Raw genomic sequence first — 26,683 nt, 5'->3', positions numbered from 1 at the left:
TCCTGTGAACCGGGCTTCCCGGTGCCGCGTCTTCTCTGTGTTGGAGGCCCGACGTGAGCGGGGCGTCGGGCCTCCTATTCATGTCATCACGACGTTCATATGCCGTCCTTCGCGGGGTACTGCCGACGTCGGGCCCCCGCCAGGTCAGCCGGGTGGAGCCGCGGCCACGAGCGTGGCCTCGACGGTGGGCCAGGGGATGCCCGGCGGCAGGAGGATCGTGACGACGTCGGTCACCTTGTCCCACGACTCGATCAGTTCCCTGACCTGGTCGCGCGTTCCGTACGCGGCGAGCTGGTCGAGTACGGGCCGGGCGGAGGGCGGGATGATCCCGCGTCGCGGGCTCGGGCGGGGATTCGCGGCGACGATCGCGTCGACCTGCGTGGCGTAGCCCTGGCCGGACACGGATCGGGCGTAGACGCCGCCCATACCGCTCAGATACCAGGCGGTACACGTAGCGGCGATGTCGCGTGCGGCGTCGGGGTCCTCGTCGACGACGGTGATGGGCCCGGCCGCCACGGTGAAGGGCCCCGCGTCCGGGACGGCGGACTCCCGCAGCCGGTTGAGCCGGCCGGCCCAGGGCGCCAGGTGATCCCGTGCCACCAGGGCGGGGATCCAGCCGTCGCCGAGTTCGGCGGCCACCCGGGTCGTACGCTCGCCCAGCGCCGCGACCCAGATCGGGACCTCGGGCGCGGGCGCCTGGCCGAGGCGCAGCGCGTGCGCGCCGGGGACACGGCGCAGGTGGGCCGGCTCGCCGCCGAGCAGTGCGCGGACCCGGGCGACGACGTCGCGCAGCTTGTCGGCCGGGCGCTCGAAGGGGATGTCGTGGAACCCTTCTACCAGTGCTCTGGTGCTGGCGCCCAGGCCCAGCGCGTACCGCCCTCCGCTGATCTGGTGCAGGGTGGCGGCGGTCATCGCCAGCGTGCCCGGGGTGCGTCCCCACACCGACAGGATGCCCGAGGCGACCCGGATCCTGGCGGTGCGCAGCACGACCTCGGTCAGCAGCGGGGTGGAGTCCAGCCCCCATCCCTCGGGTACCGCGAAGCTCTCGTACCCCAGTTCCTCGGCCAGCACCGCGGCCCTGACGATGACCTCCCGCCGGGTCTCCATCGGCGTGAACGCCACGCCGCGCCGCGCCGTCATGACGCCCCTTCCGCGGTCGGCTGCGCAATGGTGATCCACACCGTCTCGGCCACCGCGAGCACCTCGCCGCCCGAACCCAGCACCGCCGATCCGGCCGTGAGCTTGCGGCCGTCGCGTCCGATCGGCCAGCCGATCACCTGGTACTCCTCGCCGGCCGTGGGCAGCGCCGTCACGTGGGCGGTCATCCGGCCGAGCAGGATGATGGTGTCCTCGCCGATGTCGGCGGCCTCGATGGCGGCGATCCCGCTGGGGCAGTCCAGTGCCGCCCACACGATCTCCGGACGTACGCTCCGTTCGCCGTTGGCCGTCGACGCGTCCGGTGTCCAGGGAGCCGCCAGCGACGTACCGCCGCTCACGGGCCCGGGGAAGATTCGCAGGCCGTCGCCCGGCAGCCGTTCCGTCCCGCAGACGAAGCAGGCCGGAAACGCCGGATCCCGGAAGTACCGCGCGCGCCCCTGTGCCGCGCGGGCTTCGGTCATCGAGACGGCACCGGGCGTCCGCGGCGCCCGACCGGCCGGTACGGAGACGGCCTCGGCCACGAGTGTGCCGTCATGACGGATACTCACCGAGCCTTCGCCGGCGGGCTCGACGGTCATCGGTGTGTCCAGCGGCGGCGGCCGGCGCAGCGTGACCGTGACCGGGCCGTCGAGGCGCCCGGCGATGAGCCCGCAGACGTAACCACCGTTGGCGCTGCTCGCCGGGCCGCGGAAGCGGAACGGGACGGCCAGGGTGGGAATCGGCCCGCCGGCCACCGGCGCGTACGACATATCTTCTGACATACCGTCCACGCTAGGACCACCGACCAGGGGCGGGCCATCGGGTGAATTACGGGCGCACAGCGACGCTGGGGCCGCCTATCGCTCGTACGGCGGGCGCGGCATCCGGCGAACGACGGAGCCGGTCACGGATGCCGGCGAAGCCGTTGCTCGGTCAGCCAGGCCGCGATCTGGGCGCGAGAACGCACCTGCAGCTTGCGCCGGACGTTCTCCACGTGCGTCTCGACCGTCCGCGGCCCGACCGACAGACGCCGGGCGATGGCCTGGTTGGTCAGCCCTTCGGTGACGAGCTCGGCCACCTCGAACTCACGGCCGGTCAGCGGCTTTCCCGTAGGCGCGGGCTCACAGAGGAACCCGAGCATCGCCTCCAGGACCGCCGCCCAGTCACCGTGGTAGAACATGTGGCTGGAGCCCGGCAGCGGGATCAGCACCGCGCCGGGAATCCGCGCGGCGACCTCCCGCCCCAGCCCGAACCCCGTACCGCCGTCGGCCTCGCGATGCAGCACCACGGTCGGTGTCCGGATCTCCGGAAGCAGCGCCCCGACGTCGGTCTCGTAGTACACCTCGAGCAGCCGCGCGGCCACCGACGCCGAAGCGCTCGTACGCTGGAACCGGGCGAACTCCGCCACCTCGTCGGCCGTGGGGTCGGTGATGAACGCCCCTGCCAGCGCCTTCAGCCCCATGCCCCAATGAGCCCGCACCAGATCGACGACCGACTTCCTCACCTCGGCAGACGCCAGATCACGGCCGTCGGCGCACATTCCGTACACCACGAGCGCCTCGACCCGCTCGGGGTGCCTAGCCGCGATCGCGGCGGCGAGCTGGCCTCCCTGCGAGGCACCGAACAGGCGGAACCGGCGGGCGCCCACTGCGTCGACCACGGCCAGTGCCGCGGCCACCTGGCCGTCGAAGGACAGATCGACGCCGTCCCGGTCCGACAGGCCGCACCCGGGCTTGTCGTAGCGGATCACCGTGAACCGCTCCGCCAGTCGCTCGACGAAGGCGCCGAAGGAGAGCAGGTCCAGCTGCCCGCGAAGATGAGTGATCCAGCCTGAATCGCACAACAACGGCGGACCGCTGCCCATCGTCGAATAGGCCACCCGGCCGGCGGGCGTGGCGCAGTATCTGATCGACGCCCTCACCCGCTCAGGCTGGCACGTCCGATCGGCGCGGTAAAGGGCCGAGGCGCCGGCCGAGCGCTGCTAAGCCGCCCGCTTCCGCCGTCTGGACGACATCCACAGCAGAGCGGCGCCTACGAGCACCGCCACCGCTCCGGCCGACGCGATGATCGCCGTATTGCGTCCCGTGAACGGCAGGTGGCCGTGGCGGTGACCACCATGACCGGGCGGGCGGTGCGTGCCATGCTCCCTGCCGCGGTGGGGGCCGGAGAGCCAGGGTGTGTTTCCACGGTTCTGGTGGCCGTAGCCATGGTGGGATGACGTGTCTCCGTTGTGGGACGACGTGCCGTGTTCACCGCCGGAGTGGATGTCGGCGGAGACGGCATTGTCCGACCGGGAGTGCGCGGTGGCCGAGCCGCCGCCCCCGGCTCCGGTGGAGGTCGTGCCTCCGGGGCCGCCCGTCGCCGGGCCGGTGGGTCCTGACCTGGGCAACACGTGAATCCCCACCGAGGTGGAGCGGTCGGCGGTATCGGCCCTCCTGTGCGCTGATCTGTCGTCACGCGTCGCCGGATGGTGCCCACCGGGCGCGGCGCTCGCGTCCGGCGCAGCCAGCGTCGGCGCGCCCGCGCATAGTGCGAGCAGTGCCACTGCCTTTACGGCGAGCAGGGCTGACAGGCGTCGGCGCATCATGTACCCCTTCAACGAGTAAATTTGTGTCTCGAACGCGATTCCGATCATTCTTCGGGCTGACTCCGTTTTACCCACTTCGCGACTGGTGGCACCTTTATCAGGGACGGTCGATACGACGAAAATCGGACACAATTGGCTTGCGGTGTGCATAAGAAAAGTGCGTTGAATTGCATGATCGTCGACTGGGTTTGATCGTTGTATCGATCGGATAAATACCCGCCGTGATCATGCGAGGGTGGGCGGTCCAGATGCTGGGATCTGTCCCGTATCAGCGCGATGCCGCGATGAAGTGTGCCGTGACCGATCGGCTCCGACGTGAGGTCGGCGTCCTTTTCTGCATTACATGCATCTTGTTGTGCCAGGTCCCGGGCACCGTAGCGCGCGGCGCTCCCGCACCGGGCTTCTCGTTCCAGGTGACCCCGACCCGGCTCGTCATCCCGGCCGGTGCCGCCACGGCCACCCAGAAGTTCGTGGTCACCAATGGCGGTCGGCTGCCATTCATGGTCAACGTGCAGAAAGCCGACTTCACGGCAATGGAGGACGGCGCGCTCAACTTCAAGCCCGATGCCCCGTATGCGGCATCGGGCTGGGCTCGGATCACTCCGACGCATTTTCTGATAAAGCCGGGCACAAGCCAGAACGTGACATTCCACATCAGTCGGCCGGACAGGGCGGAGCCTGGCGATCACCAGCTCGCGCTGATATTCAAGGTCCCGGCCGGCCGGAACGCCGCGAACATCAGGATCAACCGCGGGATCGCCACTCCGGTGTTCATGGCCGTCCCCGGGTCGGCCGACAGGACGGTCGAGGTCACCCCGCTGAGGGCGCCTGGGTTCGCCACGCACGGACCCATCTACCTCAGTACACGGGTCCACGACAGCGGCACCGTGCACCGCGACTTCCGCGGCAAGGGAAAGATGCACGTCGAGGTCGGCGGAGGCAGGGTGTCGTTTCCCGACTTCACCGTGATGCGCGACTCGACCCGCGAGGTCACCGCCCGCTGGAACCCGCCGCTGATGTGCGTGTGCCACGCGACGCTGTCGGTGCCGGGCTCGAACGCGAAGGCGAGCCCGGCGGCCGTCCAGATCATCATCTTCCCGGTGCACCTGGCGGCGGCGCTGTTCGGAGTGCTGATGATCCTGCTGCTCCTGGGCTGGTTCGTACGACGCCGCTTCCGTGCCAAGGTGCTCGCCGCCGCCTCCGCGCTCAGCGCGGATCAGGCCGCGAACGACGATGGCCGCAGTGACTAGGCGGCTGTTCGGCGGGTGCCCGCTCGTTACCCTGCGCTGGACATCCGCAGTTCGCCGGCGGGCCGCGCGGGTGGCGCTCGCCGGCATGCTCGGAGCCGCGCTCACCGGCATGCCGCCCCAGCCGGCCTTCGCGGCCGGCAGTCTGCTGTTCGACCAGCCCTTCAAGAACAACGCGCCGGATGCGGCGTACCCGGTGAACCTGCCGGCCCTGCCGGCCGGCACGTCCGGTACGAACACCGTGTGCCTGACCGCCTCCGGCAACCCCTCCGGATCCGGTCTGCACAGCTGCCCAGGCAACAACGATGCCGCGGGTCTGGGGACGCTACGCCTGACCAGCACGTCGACGTTTCAGGAGGGCGGCCTGTTCGGCGCCACGAGCGCGCCGACGTCGCAGGGGCTGGACGTGACGTTCAACGCCTACCAGTACGGAGGTAACAATGCCGACGGGCTGGCCTTCGTGGCGGCGGCGGTGGACCCGGCCAACCCGCTGCCTCCGGCGAACATCGGCCAGCCCGGTGGAGGACTCGGCTACTCATCCTCCAAACAAGGCAACCTTCCCGGCCTGGCGAACGCCTATCTCGGCGTCGGAATGGACGTCTTCGGAAACTTCAGCAACAGCGTCTACGAGGGGACCGGCTGCGTCGATCCGCCCTACATCAGCACGACCGGGGGGAAGGTCGCGGGGCAGGTGGTCATCCGTGGCCCGGGAGCAGGAACCACCGGGTACTGCGCCATCAACAGCACCGCCACCACCACGACCTCCCCGGTCGTTCCGTTGCATGGGACGACGCGGGCGAACTCCCAGGTGCCGATGGAGGTGGTCATCAATCCGACCGCCGCGAGCCTGGTGACGGCATCCGGTATCACGGTGACGGCCGGTACGTACAAGGTCGTGTTCACCCCTGTGGGCCAGGCGCCGAGGACGCTGACAGGGACGTTGCCGACGGTCTCGTCGGCGCTGTATCCCTCGACGACCTGGACGACCGCCGCGGGCATTCCTCGTCAGCTCGCGTTCGGCTGGGCAGGGTCGACCGGGTCGGTGACGGACTTCCACGAGATCGACAACGCCAAGGTCGTCAGCCTGAACCCGGTTCCGGATTTGAACGTCGTGCAGACGAGTTTCAATGGTTCGTCGCCGCAGCCGGGTGATCCGGTGAATTACCAAGTGACGCCGAGCGTCGGCGCGGGGACCAACGAGACGTCTCCGGTTTCGGTGACGGAGACGGTGCCGGCCGGTGTGGTGCCGGTGGGCGCGTTCGGTACCGGCTGGGTGTGTGCGGCGCCTGTCGGGCAGAAGATCACGTGTACGAACAGCAACGCGCCCTTCGGCGCGGGGACGAGTCTGCCCAGAATCAACATGGTCGGCATCGTGACGGGCAGTAGCGTGACGCCCACGTTGATCCAGACGGGGTCGACGGTGACGGTGTCCTCGATCGATGGCAATCCCGGCATCGCGACGACGACGACCGCCGGTACGATCCCGGCCGCGCCGTCGGGGATCACCGTGACCCCGGCGAGCAGCACCATCGCGGGTGGCATCGCGGTCACGGTCGGCGGGAGCAATCTCACCGGGGCGACCGCGATCGAGATCGGTACCACGGCGGAACAGCAGGCGGGTACGCCCGTGGTGCTGCTGCCGTGCGCGTCGGGACCGGCCGCGGGCTGTTTCACCGTGAACGGAAACGGGACGCTGAGCATCTCCTCGATGCCGGGGCGGACGTCAGCGGCTGCGGTGACGGTGACCGTGGTGACGACGGGGGTGGCGGGAGCCGCGGCGTACGTCTATACCGACAAACCTGCGGCGCCGGCGGCGCCGACGGCGACGGCGGGGGTGACGAGTGCGACGGTGTCGTGGGTGGCGCCGGCGAGCAACGGGTCCACGATCACGGGGTACACCGTGACGCCGATCCGTAACGGAGTCGCTCAGACACCGGTGTCCTATGACGCCTCGACGACGACACGGACGCTGACCGGGCTCACGGCCGGCGCGTCTTACACCTTCACCGTCACCGCGACGAACTCGCTGGGCACCAGCGCGGCGAGCCCGCCGTCCAACGCGGTCGTCCCGTACACGGTGCCGGGCCAGCCGGTCATCACGGCGGCGACCCCCGGTGACTCCTCGGCGACGCTGACGTGGGCGGCCCCGTCCAACGGGAGCAGCCCGATCACCGGATATGTGATCACGCCCTACATCGGGGCGGTGGCGCAGACACCACAGACGTTCACCGGGACCGGCACGACGCAGACCGCGACGGGGCTGACACCGGGCACGGCGTACACGTTCACGGTGACCGCGCAGAACCTCGCGGGTCTCGGGCCACCCTCGGCCCATTCGGGGTCGGTGACGCCGAACGCCTCACCGACGTTGACGTTCGGGCCGCCGCCGTCGGGGCAGGCCGGGATCGCTTACAGTGATCAGTTGACGGTTTCGGGTGGTACGGCGCCGTTCGTGTGGTCGGTCAGCGCCGGTTCCCTTCCGCCGGGCCTGATCCTGAACGCCTCCACCGGATTGCTGTCGGGTACGCCGACGACGGCGGGGAGTTACCCGTTCACGGTCAGGATCGTGGACGCGAGTAACCAGAGCGACACGCGGGCAGCCACCGTGGTGATCGTCGCCTCTCCGACGTTGACGTTCCCGCCGCCACCGTCAGGGCAGATCGGGGTCCCCTACAGCGACCAGCTGACCGTCTCCGGTGGTACGGCGCCATACGTGTGGTCGATCAGCGCGGGCAGCCTCCCGCCGGGCCTGACCCTGAACTCCTCGACGGGTTTGTTGTCGGGGACACCGACGACGGCGGGCAGCTATCCGTTCACCGTGCGGATCGTCGATGCGAACGGCCAGAGCGATACGCGGGCCGCGACGCTGGTGGTCGGGGTGGGGCCGGTGGTCATGACCAAGACCGCCGATACAACCGCCGCCGCGCCCGGGTCGGTGATCCACTACACCATCACCGTCCAGAACACCGGGACGAGCGCGTTCAACGGAGTGAGTTTCACCGATCCGTTGACGGGTGTGCTCGATGACGCCACCTATGGCAACAATGTTTCCGCGACCTCGGGTACGGCGGGTTATTCGAGTCCGAACATCACTTGGAGCGGGAGTCTGGCGGCGGGTGCGACGGCGACGATCACTTATTCGGTGACGGTCAAGCCGCTGGGATCCGGTGACGGTGCGATGTCGAACACGGTCACCTCTTCCACGCTCGGCGCGAACTGTGCTTCGGGGTCGGTGGACACGCGGTGTCAGGTGACGGTGAACCTGCTGTCGTTGACGATCGTGAAAAAGGCCGACGTTGCCACCGCCACCCCCGGTGACGTCGTGCGTTACACGGTCACGGTCACCAACAGTGGTCAGGCGACCTATTCGGGTGCGGTGTTCACCGACCCGTTGACGAATGTGCTCGATGACGCCACGTATGGCAACAACGTTTCCGCGACGTCGGGTACGGCGGGTTTTTCGAGCCCGGATATCACCTGGAGTGGGAATTTGTCGGCGGGTGGGTCGGCGGTCATCACGTATTCGGTGACGGTCAAATCCCCCGATACCGGGGACAAGTCTCTGTCGAACGCGGTGTCGTCGGCGAGTGCGGGGAGTAACTGTCCGTCGGGTGGTGTGGATCCGCGGTGTTCGGTGACGGTGACGGCGTTGATTCCGCAGTTGTCGATTGCGAGTTCGACGGATGTGTCGACGACGGTGCCGGCGGGGGTGGTGCGGTACACGGTGGTGGTGACGAATACGGGTCAGACGCCGTATGTGGGGGCGAACTTCACGTTCGCGTTGGCGGGTGCGTTGGACAACGCGACGTACAACAACGATGCGACGACGACGTCGGGGAGTTTGAACTTCAATGTTGATGGGTCGGTGACGTGGACGGGTGATCTGGCGGTGGGGGCGTCGGCGACGTTGACGGCGTCGGTGACGGTGAACAATCCGCCGACGGGTGGGTCGACGATGACCAGCTCGATCACCTCGACCACTCCGGGTAGCAACTGCCCGGTCGGAGGGTCGGATCCGGCGTGTTCCACGACGGTGACCATCCAGATCCCGCAGTTGAGTTTCACCAAGACCGCCGATGTCGCGACGATCACCCCGGGCGGGGTCATCACTTACACGCTGACGGCGGCCAACACCGGGCCGACGGCGTATGTGGGTGCGGCGTTCACCGACTCGTTGTCGGGTGTGTTGCCTGATGCGAACTACAACAGCGACGCTTCGGCGTCTTCGGGCACCGTCTCCTACAGTGCGCCGACCCTGTCGTGGTCCGGTGATCTGGCGGTCGGCGCGACCGCGACGATCACTTATACGGTGACGGTGAAGAACCCCGATCCAGGCGACAAGCAGATCGTCAACACGATCACCTCCTCCACGCTGGGCAACAACTGTCCCGTTGACGGCACCGATTCCGCGTGCTCGGTGCGGGTGACGGTGCTGGTCCCGCAGCTGACCATCACCAAGACCGCGGGTGCTCCGTCGGCGGTGGCGGGTGGGACGGTCACTTACACGGTCGCGGTGGCCAACACCGGGCAGACGGCTTATACGGGTGCGGCGTTCACCGACGCGTTGTCCGGTGTGCTGGACGACGCGGTGTACAACGCCGATGCTTCGGCGTCGTCGGGGACCGTTTCCTACGCCGCGCCGACGTTGTCGTGGACCGGGAACCTCGCGGTCGGCGCCACCGCGACCATCACCTATTCCGTGACGGTGCACAGTCCCGATACCGGTGACGGCACGCTGACCAACACCGCCGTCTCGTCCACGGTGGGGAACAACTGCCCGTCCGGTGGTGCCGATGCGCGGTGTACGGCCACGGTGCGGGTCTCTCAGCTGCTGTTGACCCAAAGCTACTCCGAGACATCCACGACGCCGGGTTCGGTGATTCACCTGACCGCGACGTTCACCAATACGGGGCAGACGCCGTATGTGGGGATCAGTGTGTTCGCCAGTAGTGCGGGTGTGGTCGATGACGCGATCCCCAATGGTGACCAGGTGGCGTCGTCGGGGACGTTGCTGTTGAATTCGTCGGGGATCACCTGGACGGGGAACATTCCGGTCGGTGGGGTGGTGACGATCACCGGGACGTTGACGGTCCGTAATCCTGATCCGGGGAACAAGGTCATCACCGGGACGCTGGTGTCGTCGGCGGCGGGGAACAACTGCCCGTCGGGCGGGTCGGATCCGCAGTGCACCGCCACGGTGAACGTCCTGTTGCCGGCGTTGTCGTTCACCAAATCCGCTGATACGGCCACGCAGGCACCGGGCGGGGTCGTCAACTACACGATCGTGGTCCACAACACCGGGCAGACCCCGTACACGGGAGCGGTCGCGACCGATGATCTGTCGGGAGTTTTGACCGATGCCGCGTACGGCAATGACGCGGCCGCCACGTCCGGTGCGGTTTCTTATACGAGTCCGAATTTGACGTGGACCGGGGACCTGGCGGTCGGCGCGTCCACGACGATCACCTACTCCGTGACGGTCAACGACCCCGATAACGGAAGTAAGTCGCTGGTGAACAGGATCTCCTCGAGTGAGGTGGGCAGCACATGCCCGGTGGGGAGTGGTAGCCCGGCGTGTGTGGTGATCGTGGTGGTGTTGACGCCGGAGTTGACGATCGTGAAGTCGGCGGGGCAGCCGACCGCGGTCGAGGGCAGCACGGTGTCGTATTCGGTGACGGTCACCAACACCGGGCAGACCGCTTATACGGGTGCGGCGTTCACCGATGACCTGTCCGGGGTGCTGGACGACGCGGTCTATGGCAATGACGCGACCGCCTCCACGGGCACGGCCTCGTTCACGAGCCCGAACCTGTCCTGGAGTGGGAATCTGGCCGTCGGCGCGTCCGCGACGATCACCTACACGGTCACGGTGAACAACCCTTCGCTGGGCGATAAGGTCCTGGCCAACACGGTCACCTCGGCCACGACGGGGAGTAACTGTGCGGTCGGGTCGGTCGATACGCGGTGTGCGGTGTCGGTGCCGGTGGTGGTCAGCAGCCAGTTGACGTTCACCAAGACGGCGGGGGCGCCGTCGGCCGTGCGGGGTGGGGTGGTGTCCTACACGGTCACGGTCGCGAACTCGGCGGCGACGCCGTTCCTGGGAGCGACGTTCACCGATCCGCTGACCGGGGTGCTGGACGATGCCACCTACAACAACGACGTGGCGGCGACCTCCGGCACCGCCGGGTATGCGGCGCCGAACATCACCTGGACCGGGAACGTGCCCGCCACCGGATCGGTCACCGTCACCTACACCGTCACCGTGCACGCCACGAAGACCGGCAATGACCGCCTGGTCAACACGTTGACTTCGGCGTCGTCGGGTGGGAACTGCCCGGCGGCCGGTACCGACCCGCGGTGCACCGCGACGGTGACGGTGTCGGAGTTGGCGATCACCAATACCTCTGATGTCTCCACGACCACCCCGGGTGGGATGGTGAATCTGACCGGGACGTTCACCAACACCGGCCAGAGCACCTACAACGGGATCGATGTCGTCTTTTCCGGGCCGGACCTGGTGGACGACGCCACCCCCAACGGTGATGATGCCGCTTCGTCGGGGACGTTCGTGGCCGGCCCGGCCGGGCTGACGTGGACCGGGACCATCGCGCCGGGTCAGACGGTCACGGTGACCTCCTCCGTCACGGTCAACAACCCCGATACCGGGAACCACCACATCGTCTCCACGGCCAGCTCCGACGCCCCGGGCAGTAGCTGCCCGACCGGGAGCAGCAACCCGGCCTGCACCAACACCGTGGAAGTGCTGACCCCGGCGTTGACCATCACCAAGACCGCGAACACTCCCGCCGCCGTCCCCGGCGGCACGGTCGGCTACACCATCACCGTCCACAACACCGGCCAGACCCCCTACACCGGGATCTCCGTCGTCGACCCGCTGGGCGGTGTGATCGATGAGGCCGCTTACAACAACGACGGCGCCGCGAGCTCCGGAACCGTCTCCTACACCGCACCGACGTTGACGTGGACCGGTGATGTGGCGGTGGGAGCGACGGTGACCATCACGTATTCGGTGACCGTCGCCAACCCCGCCACCGGCGGGAAACTCCTGTCCAACACCGTCTCCTCCACCGCGGCCGGCAGTACCTGCGCGCCCTCGGGCAACACCGCGGCCTGCACCGCCCTCGTCGTGATCCTCACCCCCGCCCTCACCATCACCAAGAGCGCCGACACCGCGACCACCACACCCGGCGCGACCGTGCACTACACCGTCACGGTCGCCAACACCGGCCAGACCCCCTACGCCGCCGCGGCCTTCACCGACTCGTTGACCGGTGTGCTCGATGACGCCGTCTATGACAACGACGCCTCGGCCACCACCGGCACCGCCTCCTACACCAGTCCGAACCTGACCTGGACCGGTGCGCTCAACCCCGGCGCGTCCGCGTCGATCACCTACTCGGTCACCCTCACCAATCCCGGCACCGGGAACAAGACCCTCACCAACACCCTCACCTCCGCCAGCGCCGGCAGCAACTGCCCGACCGGCGGCACCGACCCCCGCTGCGCCACCACCGTGCGGGCCTCGGTCCTGAGCATCACCTCGGCCACCGACGTCTCCACCACGGTCCCGACCGGGATCGTCCGCTACACCGTGGTGGTCACCAACACCGGCCAGACCCCGTTCACCGGCGCGAACTTCACCTTCGCCCTGGCCGGGGCGCTGGACAACGCGACCTACAACAACGACGCCACCACCACCAGCGGCAACCTGAACTTCAACCTCGACGGGTCCGTCACCTGGACCGGCGACCTGGCCGTCGGTGCGTCCGCGACACTGACCGCCTCGGTCACGGTCAACAACCCCCCCACCGGCGGACCGGTCATGACCAGCTCGATCACCTCCACCACCCTGGGCAACAACTGCCCGGCCGGCGGCAGTGATCCGGCGTGCACGACGACCGTCACGATCCAGATTCCGGCCCTCGCGCTCACCAAGACCGCCGACACCGCCACCATCACCCCCGGCGGCGTCGTCACCTACACCATCACCATCACCAACACCGGACCCACCACCTACACCGCCGCCACCGTCACCGACTCCCTCACCGGAGTACTGCCCGACTCGGTCTACGGCAACGACGCCACCGCCACCTCCGGCACCCTCACCTACACCAGCCCGACCCTGACCTGGACCGGGAACCTGGACCCCGGCGACACCACCACCATCACCTACACCATCACCGTCAAGAACCCCGACCCCGCCGACAAACTCATGGTCAACACCCTCACCTCAGCCGAACTGGGCAACAACTGCCCCACCGGCGGCACCGACCCCACCTGCACCGCTCAGGTCGTCGTCGTGGTCCCGGCCCTGACCATCACCAAGACGGCCGACACCGCCGAGGTCGTCGCGGGCGGGACGGTGCGCTACACGATCACCATCGCCAACACCGGTCAGACCCCCTACACCGGGGCAACTCTCACCGACTCTCTCGCCGGTGTCATCGACGACGCCACCTACAACAACAACGCCTCCGCCACCTCGGGAACCCTCAGCTACACCGCGCCCACCCTGACCTGGATTGGGAACCTGCCCCTCGCGGCCACCGCGACCATCACCTACACGGTCACCACCACCAACCCCGGAACCGGCGACCACACCCTCACCAACACCGCCGTCTCACCCACGACCGGCAGCACCTGCCCCACCGGCGGCACCGACCCCGCCTGCACCACCACCATCGCCGTCACCGCACAAACCATCACCCTGTCCAACCTCACCAGTGCCTTCACCCTCACCGGCACCCCCAACACCACCCCCACCCAAAACAGCGCCGTCACCATGACCGTCGTCACCAACGACCCCAACGGCTACAACCTCACCGTCCAGGCAGCCACGCCCACCCTGACCTCACCCGAGACCGGCGCCGGCATCCCGGTCACCGATGTGCGGGTGCGCGAGACCGGCACCAGCGTCTTCCATCCTCTTTCGGCGACCACCCCCGTCACGACCCACACCCAGAACACACGTTCGGCGCTGAACGGTGACCCGCTCAGCAACGACTATCAGGCCGACATCCCCTTCGTCCCCACCGGCCGATACTCCGGGACCCTCGACTACATAGCCACCGCTCAATAGCGGTTGATTGAAGAAGAAGGACACTCTTCTAAGGGGATAAGAAATATGGCATCTACCCGCAAGTCGCGCGTGGCGAGCGCCGGTCTGGCGTTCGTCGGCGTCGCCACCGCCATTTCGACGGTCGGTTACCACACCGTGCCGGCTCTTGCCGACACCGACTCGGGGAGCACCACCGTCCATGTCGAAGTCACCGGAGCCATCACGCTGACGGACCTCACTCCCGCGTTCACCCTCACGGGTGTGCCGGGCAGCACGCCTACCACCGGCGCCACTCCGGTGACGATGACCGTCACGACCAACAATTTCGCGGGCTACAACGTCTCCGTCGTCCCGGCCGCGGCCAACCTGATCGGGGCCATTCCGGGGAACCCCGACGTCATCCCGGCCAACGACCTCGAGGTCAACGGTCCTGCCCAGGGTGGCGCGTACGCCCACCTGACCTATCCCACTCCGCTCGTCGTCGCCACCAAGGCTTCGGCGTCCGCGCCCGATGGAGACACCATCACGAATGATTACCGCATCACCATCCCATTCGTGCGTCCGGACACCTATACCGGCACACTCAACTACGTCGCGACGACTCTGTAGCGTCAATTTTATTAAAGAGGACGCCGCATGCCGTGAGTAGAGTCGGCAGAAAATTCCGCCGACTCTACTCTGTGCACAGACTCTGTTCCTCTGCCAAGGGTATGGATTTATGGATTTTCGGCGAATTCACGTGACCGGCCGGCACCGTCGGTTCCACCGTGCGGTGCTGGCCGTCGCGTTCGCGGCGGCGCCGTACGGGCCCGCGACGGCGGCCGGCGCGAAACCCAAGGGGCCACCGGCGCTGCGCATCGGCATCGACAACGGGCACACCAGCGTGCGTACGGGGGACCGGCTGACCTATGTCACGAAGGTCACCAACACCGGGACCACGAAGACGCCCGACCTGCTGCTGACGCAGACCCTCGTGCCCGGCCTCAAACTGATCACTTCGGCTCCGAAAGGCGAGCTCTCCGGCGACCGGATCACCTGGAACAGGGCGCTGGCGACCGGACGCACGGACCGGTTCAGTGTGACCGTGGAGGTGGGACGGCTCGCACAGCGGACGCAGCGGTTGGCGGCCGTCGTCTGCGCCTCGGCCAAGACGGACAAGCGGCCGATCGTCTGTGCCAGCCACCTGGACGTACTGCGGGACGCCGCGACTGATGGCTCCGAGAGCTCCGGCCCCGTATCCGGCTGGGTTCTCTGGAGCACGATCGCAGGCGCCGTCGTCTCGCTCGTGGCCGGCGCGGTTCTGCTCCTCCGCCGACGGCGTAAGACGCGAAGCGTCCTGTGACGGCCGCGTCCGTACCCGCCGGTGGAGGCACGACAAGCCCTGCTCTCATGGAGAGACCAGGTTGGGATGGGGCGTTTCCTCCAGCCGGGCCTCGGCGATGGCGTCGGTGAGGATGTCAGGGAGGGAGTACTTCGGCGCCCAGCCGGTCAGCTCGCGCAGCTTCGTGGTCTCGGGGACGCGGCGTTGCATGTCCTCAAAGCCCGGCCCGTACGCCTCGTCGTAGGGAACCAGCTTGATCTTGGACTTGCTCGCGGTGCGTGCGATGACCATCTCGGCGAGCCGGCCGATGCTGATCTCCTCCGACGAGCCGACGTTGAACGTCCCCCCGATGGCGCCGTCCTCGTCCAGCAGCCGTAGCAACGCGTCGACGACGTCGAGCACATGCGCGAAACAGCGGCTCTGCTGGCCGTCCCCGAAGACCGTCAGCGGCTCGTCGCGCAGTGCCTGCTGGACCAACCGCGGGATGACCATGCCGTACGCCGGGCTCTGCCGCGCGCCGACGGTGTTGAACAGACGTACCACGATCGTGGGCAGGTCGCGTTCGCGGTGGAAGCAGTTCGCCAAGATCTCGTCGACGGCCTTGGCGGTGCTGTAGGCCCAGCGCACGACTGTGGGACTGCCCAGGATCCGGTCGGCCGTCTCGTGCAGCGGGCCCAGGGAGTTCTTGCCGTAGATCTCCGAGGTGCTGGTCATGAGGATCTTCCGGCGGTATCGATGCGCCGCGTCGATCACGACCTGCGAGCCGCGGATGTTCGTGGTCAGCGATTTCAGGGGCTGTTCCATCACCAGCCGGACCCCGACCGCGGCCGCCATGTGGATCACTACGTCGCACTGGTGTACCAGCTCGTCGACCATCAGCTCGTCGAGCACGGAGCCCTGGACGAACCGGAAATCCGGTGACCGGCCGGCCTCGTCCAGGTTGGTCAGCCGTCCGGTCGTGAGGTTGTCCAGTGCCACGACCGCGTCGCCGCGGTCCAGCAGGGCATGGACGAGATAGGAGCCGATGAAGCCGGCCCCGCCCGTCACCAGATACCTCACCTGGGTACTACCGCCCATGACACGCCTTTCAGAAACTAATACGACCGCTTCAGGGTGGTCACTCTCAGTGCTTGTATGATCACATGAGATTTGGGCGTGGTGATCAAAAGGTTGGTCATCCGCAAGCTATGAGCGAAGGAATCTCCGGGCGGATGATCAAAGATGAGGCGTTCTGCGGAGGTAGGCGACGGAAGGTGACGGCGTGACGGCCGCGGTCCGGCGTCAGGTCACCGCGTACGCCGCATACGCCGCGGCGCGGACACCGCTGCTCACGCCGCCGGCCGCACTGCTCGTCACCTTCGTGATGCTGAGCAGGCCCCAGCTGAGCGCACTGGCCGTCGGTGCCATGGTCCTGGGCCTCCTGGCCGTCTCCGGCCCCGGCAACGGGTCGCTGTTCCTGGTCCCGGTCGGCCTGCTCGGCGCGGTGCAGACCGGAGGCCCCGTCCCAGCGCTGGGCGGCGTCGCCGCCGTGGCGGTGGCGGCGGCGGTGGCCCTGTCGGGGCGATCGACGGTGACGCCGGTGGGCGTGACCGCTCCGCGAGCGTACGGCGGTCCGCACCGATGGATCGCCGTCCTGGCCGCCCTGTTGCTCGTCAGCTTCTTCTTCCCGGCCGAGCGGTCGGCCTCGAGCTCGATCTACGACATCACCGGGATGCTCGCCGGTCTCGTTCTGCTCTCCGCGGTCACCGCGTTTCCTCCCTCACCCGGTGGCATCGCGCGCGTCACGGCGGTCGCCGGCAGCCTCACGGGCGCGTACGTCCTGGCGGTCGGTGACCACGCCGACGGCCGGCTCGACGGCCTCGGCCTCAACCCCAACTACCTCGGGGCGATGCTCGTGCTGCCGCTCGTCGCGGCCGTAGGCCTGACCCGCCGGACCCATCGCGCGGGCTGGCTCGTGCCCGCCGCGGTCTGCGGCGCGGGGATCGTCGCCACGCAGTCACGGGGTGCCTTCCTCGCATCCGTCGCGGGGATCGCCGTCGTCCTCCTGCAAGGCCGTTCTCTTGCGAGCAAGGCAGTGGTCCTCGCCGTCATGGCGGCGGCCGGCGCCGTTCTCCCCGGGATCTTCGGCACGGCCGAGCATTTCGTGTCCGGCCCGCGTCCCTCCGCGCAGCTGAGCTCCAACACCTCCGCACGCGAGCATGCCGCACGGTTCGCGGCGGACGTCGCCATCGCGCATCCGCTCCGTGGCATCGGGTACGGCATGTTCCCGGCCCACGCCGCGAAGTCACCTGTCCTCGGCCTCTACATCGCCACGCACGACGACTACCTCCGGCTCGCGGCGGAGTCCGGGGTCTTGACCCTCGTCGTCTTTCTGGCCCTGTTGTGGCTGGGTGTGCGAGGCCGTCCGCCTGGTGACCTCGCCGTACTGCGGGCGGTAGTCGTCGGCTACGCCGTCGGCCTGTTCTTCGCCAACCAACTGGCGAATCTCGTGGTCAGCATGCCGTTCTGGCTGTCGCTGGGCTGCCTGCTGGCCTCTCCCCCCGGCCACCATCCGACCGCATCGGACCGTCGCGAGGAGAGCAGGAAACATGATCGACAGCCAGACCGAGATCAGGGCGGGCGAACGCTTCGCGTTCGGCCGGAACTGGTGTGACTTCACCGAGACCGTCGACGAGCCGAGGATCGCCGTGGCGACCGAGTCGCTCACCCGTGCCTTGGATGTGAGCGACCTTTCGGAACGGACGTTCCTCGACGTGGGGTGCGGCAGCGGGCTGTTCTCACTCGCCGCGTGCCGCCTCGGCGCCCGGGTCCGGGCCTTCGACTTCGACGCGGACTCCGTGGCGGCGGCGAGCGCCATGCGCGACCGTTTCGCCCCGGACGGTGCCTGGAGTGTGGAGCGGGGTTCCATCCTCGACGAGGACTTCGTCGCGACGCTCGGGCGGTTCGACGTCGTCTACTCCTGGGGCGTGCTGCACCACACCGGCGACATGTGGCGGGCGATGGACCTCCTTCCCGATCTCGTGGCTCCGGGAGGCCGTCTCTACATCTCGATCTACAACGACCAGGGGTTCGAGAGCCGGGTGTGGCGGGCCGTCAAACGGCGGTACAACAGGTCCGGTCCGGTGGCGCGGCGTGCCCTCGTCCTCGGCAGCGCCGCCTACCTGTCCCGGCGGCGCCTGGCGAAGAGACTCCTGGGGCCGGCCGTTCGTCCCGCGCCGTCCCCGGCCCGCGCGCCGCGGGCGCGAGGGATGTCGGCCCGGCACGACCTCATCGACTGGGTGGGCGGCTATCCGTTCGAGGTCGCCAAGCCGGAGGCGGTCTTCGCGTTCCTGCGTGAGCGCGGGTTCGAGCTGTGCTACCTGAAGACCTGCGGCGGCGGCCTCGGCTGCAACGAGTACGTCTTCCAGCGCCCGGCGTCCGACCGGCCGGCGTGATCGTGCGCATGGAAGAGGAGGGCCGGCGATGCTCGTCTCTGTGATCACCGCCACCTACAACCGCGCGGCCACCTTGCCGGCGCTCTTCGCGAGCATCGTGGCGCAGGACGCGGACGTGGAGTGGGTGGTCGTCGATGACGGCTCCACCGACGACACCGCGGAGCTGGTGGTCGCCATGGCCGAGTCCGCACCGTTCCCCGTCCGGCTCCTCCGGCAGCCGAACCGCGGAAAGCACGTCGCGCTCAACCGCGGCATCCCCATGGCACGGGGGAGCATGGCCCTCCTCATCGACTCCGACGACGCGCTGTTGCCCGGCGGGCTGGGCCGGCTGCTCGACCGCTGGCGGGAGATCCCGGCCGGGCGGCAGAGCGCCTTCTTCGGGGTGGTGGGCCGGTGCGTCGACGAGACGGGCCGGCGGATCGGCGACAGCTTTCCCCGCCACCGGCCGGTCGACTGCACCTGGCACGACGCCGTCTATGTCCACCGGGCCCGCGGTGACCGGTCCGGCCTGTTGCGCACCGACGTCCTTCGCGCGCACCCGTTCCCCGAGCCGGACGACCGCTCGTTCGTGTTGGAGGGCCTCGTCTGGCGGCAGATCGGGCGCCGGTACCTCACCCGCTACGTCGACGATCCGCTGGTGCTCGTCAACACCTCTGGGCACGACCGCCTGACGCGGCGGCCGTTGGGCGAGATCTGCGCCGCGCTGCGCGATTACCACGCGGCCGTGCTCAAGGAGGACATGCCGTGGTTCCGCCATTCGCCGGCGTTGTTCATTCGTGCGGCGGTGCAGTACGGCCGGCTCAGTATGGTCGAGCGGATCCCGTTGCACCGCCAGGGGGCGGAGCTGCCCGGTCCGGCGCGTCTCCTCTGGGCGTCCACGCTGCCTGTGAGCACCCTGCTGTCGCTGTGGGACCGCCGTGACCGGCACGAGGGCGGGTCCGTACGGCCCGGATCGTGAGACGGCGATGACGGATCGGACGTGGCGCGGATCGGTCGTCGCAGTGGGCCGGGCCGGTCAGTCCGGCGGTCCTCCGGTCCGTCCTGTGCGCACGCCGTCCTGCTGCCGCGCCGGCGTACGCCGCGACGAGGTGGCGACCGCGCCGACCAGCCGCGCCGAGACCACGGCCAGATAGCGCAGCTCGGCCGGTCCGGGCACGAGCCGCCGGTACGGCACTCCGGTGACGCGGACGAACCACACCGTCTGCAGAGCGGCCAGCGCGCAGTAGCCGGCGCTCGAGACGACCGCGCAGCCGACGATGCCCCACACCGGGATCAGGAGCAGGTTCAGCGCCACGTTCGCCACCAGTGCGCCGAAGGCCAGGCCGGACGCCACGAGCGGCCGGTGGAGGCGCAGCAGGAAGCTGCCGAGCGTTCGCGTCGCGCTGAGCGCGACCAGACCCGGCGCGAGGGCGAGCAGCGGGGAGACGCTTCCGGCGAACGCCGGACCGTAGACGATCGGGATCAGGAAGGGCGCCGCCGCGCACATCAGTCCGACCGAGCCGACGGCGAGCAGCGTGGCCAACCGCGTGGTCCGTACCGTCAGCGCGGTCGCGGAGTCGTGGTCACCGCCCATCTGCTGGTGCAGGGTCACCTGCGCGATGGAGTCCGCCGCCGTACGGGTCAGGTCCATCAGCATGACGGCCACGGAGTAGAGGCCGACCGCGGTTCTCGACGCGAGGGCGTTGAGGATGAGGACGTCGACCCGCAGCAGGAGGTAGAGCGAGACACAGCCGGGGTGGTATCGCAGGCCCATGGCGAGTGCCCGGCGCGCCAGAACCGTGTCCCGGTCGCGGAGCCTGGGCCTCACCGCGGTCATCGCGACGGCCGCCGGCACCGCCGCCGACAGCGTCCACATGACGATGACCCAGCCGAGGGTCAGCATCCCGGCCATGGTCAGCAGAACCAGTGTTCCGCAGTAGACGCCGACGGCGAGGAGCCCTCCCCAGTTGACCACGCCGATGCGGCCGCTCAGGACCAGCACGTTGTTGAGGAGGGTGCCGGACAGGTTGCAGGGGATCGACAGCAGCGCGACCAGCAGGAGGCCGTACCCGGGAACGGGCAGGACCGAGGGGTCCAGCGCCGCGGCCAAGGCGGTGCCGGCGGCGCACGCCCCTCCCATGCCAAGGCCGAGCAGGAGGGCGTTCGCCGCGACGGCCCGGCGATCGGCCTCCCGGGACCACAGCGACGTGTGCGCCGACTCGATCGACAGGTGAGCCAGGATCAGGGCGACCGTCGCGATGGTCACCAGCACGATGTAGGCGCCGCGTCGCTCCGGCCCGAGCTCCCGGGTGACGACGACCGTCGAGAGGGCCCCCAGCGCGAACTTCGCCGCGCACGTCAGCATCGTGTGTGACGCCTGCCGCGCGGAGACGCTCACCTCGCCCCGTCAGGCGTCATGGAGACAGCCGGTACTCACCGGCCACATCGTGGTCCGGTGCCGGCGGGCGTGCGCCGTCGAGGAACATCCGGTGCCACAGTTCGAACTGGATGAGCGCCCAGATCCGGCTGCCGTGTTCGCGGCCCTCGCCGTGCTCGACCAGCAGCCGGGATACGGCCTCCGGCCGGAAGAAACCGCGCGAGCGGGCGGTCTTGTCGGTGAGCACGTCCCAGGACAGTTCGCGGAGCTCCGTCCGTAGCCACGTCGCGAGGGGGATCCCGAATCCCATCTTCTGGCGGTTGATGAGTTCGGGCGGCAGCCAGCCGGCCACGGCCTTCTTCAGCAGGTACTTGGTCGTGCCCGACCTGATCTTCAGGTCGGTGGGGAGCCCGGCGGCCCATTCCATGAGGTGGTGGTCCAGGAACGGTGAGCGGGCCTCCAGCGAGTTGGCCATCGTCGCGATGTCCATCTTCACCAGTAGGTCACCGGGCAGATAGGTGTTGACGTCGATGTCGATGAAACGGCCGACGTCGGTGTCCGCCTGCGACGCCGCGAAGGCCTCGTCCATCAGAGCGTAACTGTCCAGCCCGGCGAGTCGTTCGCGCATCGCGTCGGTGTAGAGCGCGTGCTTCTGTTCAGGGGTGAAGTAGGACATGAGCCGTGCGTACCGGCGTGGGCCGGGATGCCCGATCAGCTCCAGCACGCGGCCCGCCTTGTGGAGAGTCGATCCCGGTTCGCCGCGCGCGGCGAGGAACCCTCCGGCCCCGATGAGCAGGGGGCGCATTCGCCTGGGCGCGATGAGGCGCTGCGTCCGCGCCATCGCCAGATAGCGGCGGTACCCGCCGAAGCACTCGTCGCCGCCGTCTCCGTTGAGCGCGACGGTGACGCGCTCGCGGCTCATCCGCGCCACGTAGAAGCTCGGGATCGCCGAGGAGTCGGCGAACGGCTCGTCGAAGTGCCAGGCCAGCGTGGGCAGCACGTCCAGGGCCGACGGGGTGATCACCATCTCGTAGTGGTCGGTGTCGTACATCCCGGCGAGCAGGCGGGCGTAGCGGCGCTCATCGAAGCGGTGCTCGTCGAAGCCGATGCTGAACGTCTTCACCCGCTCGCCGCTCTGGCGCGCCATAGCCGCCACGACCGCGGAGGAGTCGATCCCGCCGGACAGGAACGCGCCCAGCGGCCGTTCGCTGACCATCCGGATCCGCGTGGCCTCCTCGAGAAGCTCGCGGAGCCGTTCGGCCTCGTCCTCCTCGCTGCTCACCCGGCGGGGAGTGAAGTCCAGGCGCCAGTAGCGGCGAGTCTCCTGGACGCCGTCCTGCCAGACGAGCAGGTGGCCTGGTTCGAGCTTGCGCACACCCTGGTAGATCGACCAGGGAGCCGGAACATACTGGTAGGTCAGGTAGTGGTGCAGCGCGACCGGGTCGACCTCGCGGGGCATGGAGGGGTCCTGCACGAGGGACTTCAGCTCCGAGCCGAAGGTCAGGGAGGTGCCGTCGGTCCGCCAGTACAGGGGCTTCTTTCCCACACGGTCACGGCCGAGCAGCAGCCGCCGCCTCTTGACGTCCCAGATGGCGAACGCGAACATGCCGCGAAGCTGGTGGACGAGGTCGTCGCCGTACTCCTCATAGAGGTGCACGAGGCACTCGGTGTCCCCTTCGGTGGTGAGACGGTGCCCGCGTCGCCGCAGCATGTCCCGCAGCCTGGCGAAGTCATACAGTTCGCCGTTGAAGACGGCCGCTATCGTCCGGTCCTCGTTGTAGACGGGCTGGTCGCCGCCGGCCACGTCGATGATCGCGAGCCGGCGCATGCCGAGCGCGGCGTGCTCGTCGTCGTGAAAGCCCGCGCCGTCGGGGCCGCGATGGACCATCGCGTCGCACATCCGGCGGACGAGCTCGGCGTCGGGAGCGCTCGCCGAGACGATTCCCGCTATTCCGCACATCTGCGCTCCAACAGCTCCTGATAGAGGGCCACGTGTCTGTCGACCATCGTGTCGACGTGGAGGTGCTCGCGGCTCCACGTACGCGCCGCGGTTCCGAGGCGTGCCGCCAGTACCGGATCGGCGAGTACCCGCTCGAGCCCGTCGGCAAGCGCTTCGGCGTCGGACGGCGGGACCAGGACTCCGCGACCGCGCAGGAGCTCGCCGGTACCGCCGACCTCGGTGGCGACGACCGGGAGCCCGGTCGCCATCGCCTCCATGACGGCGTTGCTCATGCCTTCGTGGAGAGAGGGGAGGGCCACGACGTCGGCCCCCGCCAGCAGCGCTTCGACGTCGGTGCGGGTTCCCAGGAAACGTACGTCGATCTTGAGCCGTGCCGCCTGCTCCTCCAGTGCGTGGCGTTCCGGACCCTCCCCGACCAGGATGAGCGTGCACCTGAGCTTTCGGTCGTGGAGCCGCGCGACGGCGTCGAGAAGGAAACGGTGGCCCTTGTAGACCTTGAGGTTGGCGACGCAGAGGATGACCGGTGACTCCGCGGGGAGCCTCACTGGAGCCACTGAATCGAACGCGGAGTCCGGAAGGCCGTTGTACACGGTCGTGATCTTGTCGAGCCGTACTCCCTCATTGTGGATCGTGTCCTCGGCCACGGACTCGGCGTTGGCCACCACATGGTCGGTGAGGCTCGTCGCGACGCGTTCGACCGCCAGTAGCACCCGGCGGCCCTTCTTGAAGTCACCGAGGCTGCGGCGTCCGGCGACCAGCACCTTGACCCGGGCCAGGCGCGCGGCGGGCGCCGCCGTCACGTAGCTGTGGTAGAGAAACGCGTGCAGGACGTCGGGTCGTTGCCGCCGCAGGTGACGCACCAGACGGGCGAAGGCCGCGATGTTGCCCGGCAGTTTCCTCAGCAGGGTGGTGCTGGAGGGGAAACCCAGGTGAACGACGGGCACGCCGGCGGCCCTCAGGGCCTGCTCGCGCGGGCCGCCCTCGAACAGCAGGCACACACTGGTCTCGATGCCGCGGGCCTGGAGGCCCTGAGCCAGGAGTACGACCTGCTTCTCGGTGCCGCCGAGGCCGAGCTGCCCGATCAGCAGGCAGACGCGGGACAGCGGGACAGCGGGAGGCGAGGACGAGGGATCGACGTCGCGCAGCGCACCGGATGTCGAAGCGCGCTCGGACACCCGGGCTCGCACGTCGCGGTCGCTTCGAAAATGAAAATCAGCCATGCCGCAGCATCCGGTTCGTCATCGGTTCGATCGTGAATAGGTAGTTGGCGGGGCTGAACGGCCGGTCCGCGGCCGTCACCGGGCCGTCGGAGCCGAGATGGTAGACGTGCCGGTACCCGAGCTCCCGCGTCGAGTCACGCAGCTCGTCCAGCGCCTCCGGGTCGAGACACTCGGCGATGATCTTCGGATGGTGGGTGCGGAGCACCCGGGCCATGCCCTTCACGACGTCGCTTTCGAAGCCCTCAACGTCGATCTTGACGAGACCCACACGGAGACCGTCCAGGACCACGTCACCCGTCGTGACGTCGACGTCCACGGCCCGGTCGCCGGCCCGGCGACCGCGCAGCGAGGCCGTCGAGTCGTCACCCGGAATCGCGAGCCTCGCGGTTCCGGCCCGCGCCGACAGCGCCTTGCCGATGATGGTGACCCGGTCCGTGATCCCGTTGGCGGTCACGTTCGAGCGCAGTTGCGGCAGCTTGGAGGGGTTGGGCTCGACGGCGACGGCGCGAAGCCTCGGGTTGGCGACGCAGGCGAGCACGGTGTAGATGCCGGAGTAGGCGCCGACGTCGACGAACACCTCCGCCTGCCGGGCGAGGTCGAACAGAACCGGCTGAGTCGTGGCCTCCCAGTCCCGCATGTCGGTCCACACGATGTGGCGCGCGAGCCCGTCGTGCGGGTAGGCGGAGTCGTAGGCGAACGGCGTGCCGTCCGGCGCGTGCAGGACCCACAGGCCTGACGGATGCAGGCGTCGCCAGAACGCCCGGGGGACGCAACGGCGGCGGGCTGCCCCGCGCACCAGCGTCTGCAGGCCGGGCGTACGCCAGAGCACGCGGTCGCGCGTCGTCTTGGCGCGCCCGCGCCAGGTCGCGGTGCCTTCCATGCGTTTTCCCTTCCATGAGTCGCTCGGCGACGTGCCGCCGTCGCCAAGTGCCGCCGAGCCGCCGATGGGGGGACGGAAACGGTCGCCGTCACCCCCACCGGCCGTACGTCGTCCGTGCACGGAAACGGGGCGTGGATCGATCTCGCGGCTCAGCCGGTGCAGTCGACGATGGTGTTCACCGGATCGCAGTTGTCGGGGGAGTTCCCCGCGACAAGACTCGCGATGAGCGCCACCCGGTCGGGAATTCCCTGATTGCTGATACCGCCGCCGGCGACGGTGGCCGTGTTGCGCTTGATCAGAGTGCGGATGACCACCAACCTGCCGTCGGTGGCGTTGTAAACTCCACCGCCGTTCCTGCCCGCGGTGTTGTGGTCGACGAGGCTTCGGAACAGCTCGGTCCTGCCGCCCTGCCCGTTGTAAATACCACCGCCGTTCGTATTCGCATTGTTGTCCGTAATATGGCTTTTTGCAATCAGGAGGGAGCCGTCGTTGTAGAAGCCGCCTCCGCCTCCGCCGTTGCTTCGCGTGGTGTTACCGCGAATGTTGCTGTGGGTGACGAGAACACGGCCGCTGTCATTGGAGACACCGGCCCCGCTGTCCGCGGTGTTGCCCGTGACCCAGGCATCAATGAGCGCCACATTTCCCCGAGAATTGAGAATGCCGCCACCGGTGTCGTTGCCCCGTATCGTGCCATCGGCGTTGCCGCCGGAAATGGCGAGGTTCCGGACGCCCAGCACGGCGCCGGCGGCCACCTCGATGATGCGGAATTTCCGGACTGTCGGCGACCGGGTGATCTGAGTGTTCCGCCCCCCTTCGAGGACGATATTGCCGTGGATGACGGGCAGGCCGTCCGGGCCCCGGCCGCTCCCTGCGGCGCTGGTGAGGGCATAGTCGCAGAACGAGGCCAGCCGGAGCACGCCCGACCCGGCCGTGTTGGCCGCGTTGACGGCCGCGATGAGGGCCGGCGTGTTGCATGGCACGAATGTGACCGGTGTGGCCAGCGCGGCGGACGGCGCGGCCGCCATCCCGGTCTGGAGCAGTACGGCGGCGGCGACGCTGCCGGCCACCCTGATGACTGAACCCATCGGGCTCCTTTCACAAAAGCGGATAAGATGTATCAACTAAGCTTGTAGCGCTCGGTCAAGATACAGAGAAACATTTGCGCAGGCTAGCACGCCGCCTCTCTGCGTGGACATCCGCAAACCTTGACCTTTGTTTGCGACTTCTTTTCACTGCTTAGGGCAATTTGTATTCCACCTGGAAACGCTGCCGGAGGGCTGCTCCGGCACAGGTGACATGGGTTATGTGGAAGATCGTGTTTCCGTTTATGCTCGTGCGGTAAGAAAGCCGCGGGAGGCTTGGCTTCGGTTATAGGTTGGGCGGGATAGTAATGGCGTGGGTGGGAATAACCGCTTTCGCGCTCGTTGGCGGATTGACCGAATTCATCCGTCGGATTGCCATT

General features: G+C 68.4%; 17 protein-coding genes. 8 read left to right on the top strand and 9 right to left on the bottom strand.

The window, feature by feature from the left end; all coding sequences use genetic code 11:
* Positions 1-144: 144 nt before the first annotated feature.
* The 3 genes from QWU11_RS40750 to QWU11_RS40740 form a co-directional block, all read right to left on the bottom strand.
* Positions 145-1,140 (bottom strand): LLM class flavin-dependent oxidoreductase, encoded by a 996-nt coding sequence (locus QWU11_RS40750; RefSeq protein WP_290119920.1) that lies wholly within the window; start codon positions 1,138-1,140, stop codon positions 145-147.
* Complete coding sequence (locus QWU11_RS40745) at positions 1,137-1,919, bottom strand: hypothetical protein (protein WP_290119919.1); 783 nt, start codon at positions 1,917-1,919, stop codon at positions 1,137-1,139. The genes QWU11_RS40750 and QWU11_RS40745 overlap by 4 nt, the downstream gene beginning before the upstream one ends.
* Before the next feature lie 122 nt (positions 1,920-2,041).
* A complete protein-coding gene (locus tag QWU11_RS40740; protein ID WP_290119918.1) occupies positions 2,042-3,058 on the bottom strand; it encodes an alpha/beta fold hydrolase in 1,017 nt (338 codons plus the stop codon).
* Between the two features lie 298 nt (positions 3,059-3,356).
* Here QWU11_RS40740 and QWU11_RS40735 point away from each other — a divergent pair, with 298 nt between their 5' ends.
* The 5 genes from QWU11_RS40735 to QWU11_RS40715 all read left to right on the top strand — a co-directional run bounded on the left by QWU11_RS40735 (position 3,357) and on the right by QWU11_RS40715 (position 15,392).
* On the top strand, positions 3,357-3,533 hold the full coding sequence (locus tag QWU11_RS40735) for a hypothetical protein (RefSeq protein WP_290119917.1): 177 nt from the start codon (positions 3,357-3,359) through the stop codon (positions 3,531-3,533).
* A gap of 487 nt (positions 3,534-4,020) precedes the next feature.
* Positions 4,021-4,974 carry a hypothetical protein gene (locus tag QWU11_RS40730; RefSeq protein ID WP_290119916.1) on the top strand — a complete coding sequence of 318 codons (954 nt, stop codon included), beginning with the start codon at positions 4,021-4,023 and terminating at the stop codon, positions 4,972-4,974.
* Positions 4,901-14,071, top strand: coding sequence for a fibronectin type III domain-containing protein (locus QWU11_RS40725; protein WP_290119915.1), 9,171 nt, complete (start codon positions 4,901-4,903; stop codon positions 14,069-14,071). Before QWU11_RS40730 ends, QWU11_RS40725 begins: the two co-directional genes overlap by 74 nt.
* A gap of 45 nt (positions 14,072-14,116) precedes the next feature.
* The gene (locus QWU11_RS40720) at positions 14,117-14,659 is read left to right on the top strand and encodes a hypothetical protein (RefSeq protein ID WP_290119914.1); all 543 of its coding nucleotides are present in this window, start codon (positions 14,117-14,119) and stop codon (positions 14,657-14,659) included.
* A 109-nt stretch (positions 14,660-14,768) separates the two neighbouring features.
* Positions 14,769-15,392: a hypothetical protein gene (locus tag QWU11_RS40715; RefSeq protein WP_290119913.1), complete on the top strand. Its 624-nt coding sequence runs from the start codon at positions 14,769-14,771 to the stop codon at positions 15,390-15,392.
* A gap of 45 nt (positions 15,393-15,437) precedes the next feature.
* On the opposite strand, the gene QWU11_RS40710 is transcribed toward QWU11_RS40715, so the two are convergent.
* Positions 15,438-16,448 carry a GDP-mannose 4,6-dehydratase gene (locus tag QWU11_RS40710; RefSeq protein WP_290119912.1) on the bottom strand — a complete coding sequence of 337 codons (1,011 nt, stop codon included), beginning with the start codon at positions 16,446-16,448 and terminating at the stop codon, positions 15,438-15,440.
* Positions 16,449-16,632: 184 nt separating this feature from the next.
* Here QWU11_RS40710 and QWU11_RS40705 point away from each other — a divergent pair, with 184 nt between their 5' ends.
* Genes QWU11_RS40705 through QWU11_RS40695 form a run of 3 tightly spaced genes read left to right on the top strand, consistent with a single transcriptional unit; the run spans position 16,633 to position 19,763 of the window.
* A complete protein-coding gene (locus QWU11_RS40705; protein ID WP_290119911.1) occupies positions 16,633-18,024 on the top strand; it encodes an O-antigen ligase family protein in 1,392 nt (463 codons plus the stop codon).
* Positions 17,960-18,805, top strand: a complete 846-nt coding sequence (locus QWU11_RS40700; RefSeq protein WP_290119910.1) for a class I SAM-dependent methyltransferase — start codon at positions 17,960-17,962, stop codon at positions 18,803-18,805. The genes QWU11_RS40705 and QWU11_RS40700 overlap by 65 nt, the downstream gene beginning before the upstream one ends.
* Positions 18,806-18,833: 28 nt before the next feature.
* Positions 18,834-19,763 carry a glycosyltransferase gene (locus tag QWU11_RS40695; RefSeq protein WP_290119909.1) on the top strand — a complete coding sequence of 310 codons (930 nt, stop codon included), beginning with the start codon at positions 18,834-18,836 and terminating at the stop codon, positions 19,761-19,763.
* A gap of 57 nt (positions 19,764-19,820) precedes the next feature.
* On the opposite strand, the gene QWU11_RS40690 is transcribed toward QWU11_RS40695, so the two are convergent.
* The 5 genes from QWU11_RS40690 to QWU11_RS40670 all read right to left on the bottom strand — a co-directional run bounded on the left by QWU11_RS40690 (position 19,821) and on the right by QWU11_RS40670 (position 26,306).
* A complete protein-coding gene (locus QWU11_RS40690; RefSeq protein ID WP_290119908.1) occupies positions 19,821-21,182 on the bottom strand; it encodes an oligosaccharide flippase family protein in 1,362 nt (453 codons plus the stop codon).
* A 16-nt stretch (positions 21,183-21,198) separates the two neighbouring features.
* Positions 21,199-23,121 carry an asparagine synthase (glutamine-hydrolyzing) gene (gene asnB / locus QWU11_RS40685; protein ID WP_290119907.1) on the bottom strand — a complete coding sequence of 641 codons (1,923 nt, stop codon included), beginning with the start codon at positions 23,119-23,121 and terminating at the stop codon, positions 21,199-21,201.
* Positions 23,109-24,296 (bottom strand): glycosyltransferase, encoded by a 1,188-nt coding sequence (locus tag QWU11_RS40680; protein WP_290119906.1) that lies wholly within the window; start codon positions 24,294-24,296, stop codon positions 23,109-23,111. Before QWU11_RS40680 ends, asnB begins: the two co-directional genes overlap by 13 nt.
* A 37-nt stretch (positions 24,297-24,333) precedes the next feature.
* Positions 24,334-25,221 carry an FkbM family methyltransferase gene (locus QWU11_RS40675; protein ID WP_290119905.1) on the bottom strand — a complete coding sequence of 296 codons (888 nt, stop codon included), beginning with the start codon at positions 25,219-25,221 and terminating at the stop codon, positions 24,334-24,336.
* Between the two features lie 149 nt (positions 25,222-25,370).
* Positions 25,371-26,306, bottom strand: a complete 936-nt coding sequence (locus QWU11_RS40670; protein WP_290119904.1) for a hypothetical protein — start codon at positions 26,304-26,306, stop codon at positions 25,371-25,373.
* Between the last annotated feature and the right edge of the window lie 377 nt (positions 26,307-26,683).

The sequence above is a fragment of the Actinomadura sp. DC4 genome (assembly GCF_030406325.1).
GTDB lineage: Bacteria > Actinomycetota > Actinomycetes > Streptosporangiales > Streptosporangiaceae > Actinoallomurus.
The sequence above is the reverse complement of the archived record's forward strand: the minus strand, read 5'-3'. Positions and strand labels throughout refer to the sequence as shown.

Excerpts from the sequence above, each read along its gene's own strand:
- QWU11_RS40695 (WP_290119909.1), top strand. The coding sequence starts at position 18,834 with ATGCTCGTCTCTGTGATCACCGCCACCTACAACCGCGCGGCCACCTTG.
- QWU11_RS40700 (WP_290119910.1), top strand. The coding sequence starts at position 17,960 with ATGATCGACAGCCAGACCGAGATCAGGGCGGGCGAACGCTTCGCGTTC.
- QWU11_RS40750 (WP_290119920.1), bottom strand. The coding sequence starts at position 1,140 with ATGACGGCGCGGCGCGGCGTGGCGTTCACGCCGATGGAGACCCGGCGG.
- QWU11_RS40720 (WP_290119914.1), top strand. The coding sequence starts at position 14,117 with ATGGCATCTACCCGCAAGTCGCGCGTGGCGAGCGCCGGTCTGGCGTTC.
- QWU11_RS40710 (WP_290119912.1), bottom strand. The coding sequence starts at position 16,448 with ATGGGCGGTAGTACCCAGGTGAGGTATCTGGTGACGGGCGGGGCCGGC.
- QWU11_RS40670 (WP_290119904.1), bottom strand. The coding sequence starts at position 26,306 with ATGGGTTCAGTCATCAGGGTGGCCGGCAGCGTCGCCGCCGCCGTACTG.
- QWU11_RS40675 (WP_290119905.1), bottom strand. The coding sequence starts at position 25,221 with ATGGAAGGCACCGCGACCTGGCGCGGGCGCGCCAAGACGACGCGCGAC.
- QWU11_RS40715 (WP_290119913.1), top strand. The coding sequence starts at position 14,769 with ATGGATTTTCGGCGAATTCACGTGACCGGCCGGCACCGTCGGTTCCAC.
- QWU11_RS40745 (WP_290119919.1), bottom strand. The coding sequence starts at position 1,919 with ATGTCAGAAGATATGTCGTACGCGCCGGTGGCCGGCGGGCCGATTCCC.
- asnB (WP_290119907.1), bottom strand. The coding sequence starts at position 23,121 with ATGTGCGGAATAGCGGGAATCGTCTCGGCGAGCGCTCCCGACGCCGAG.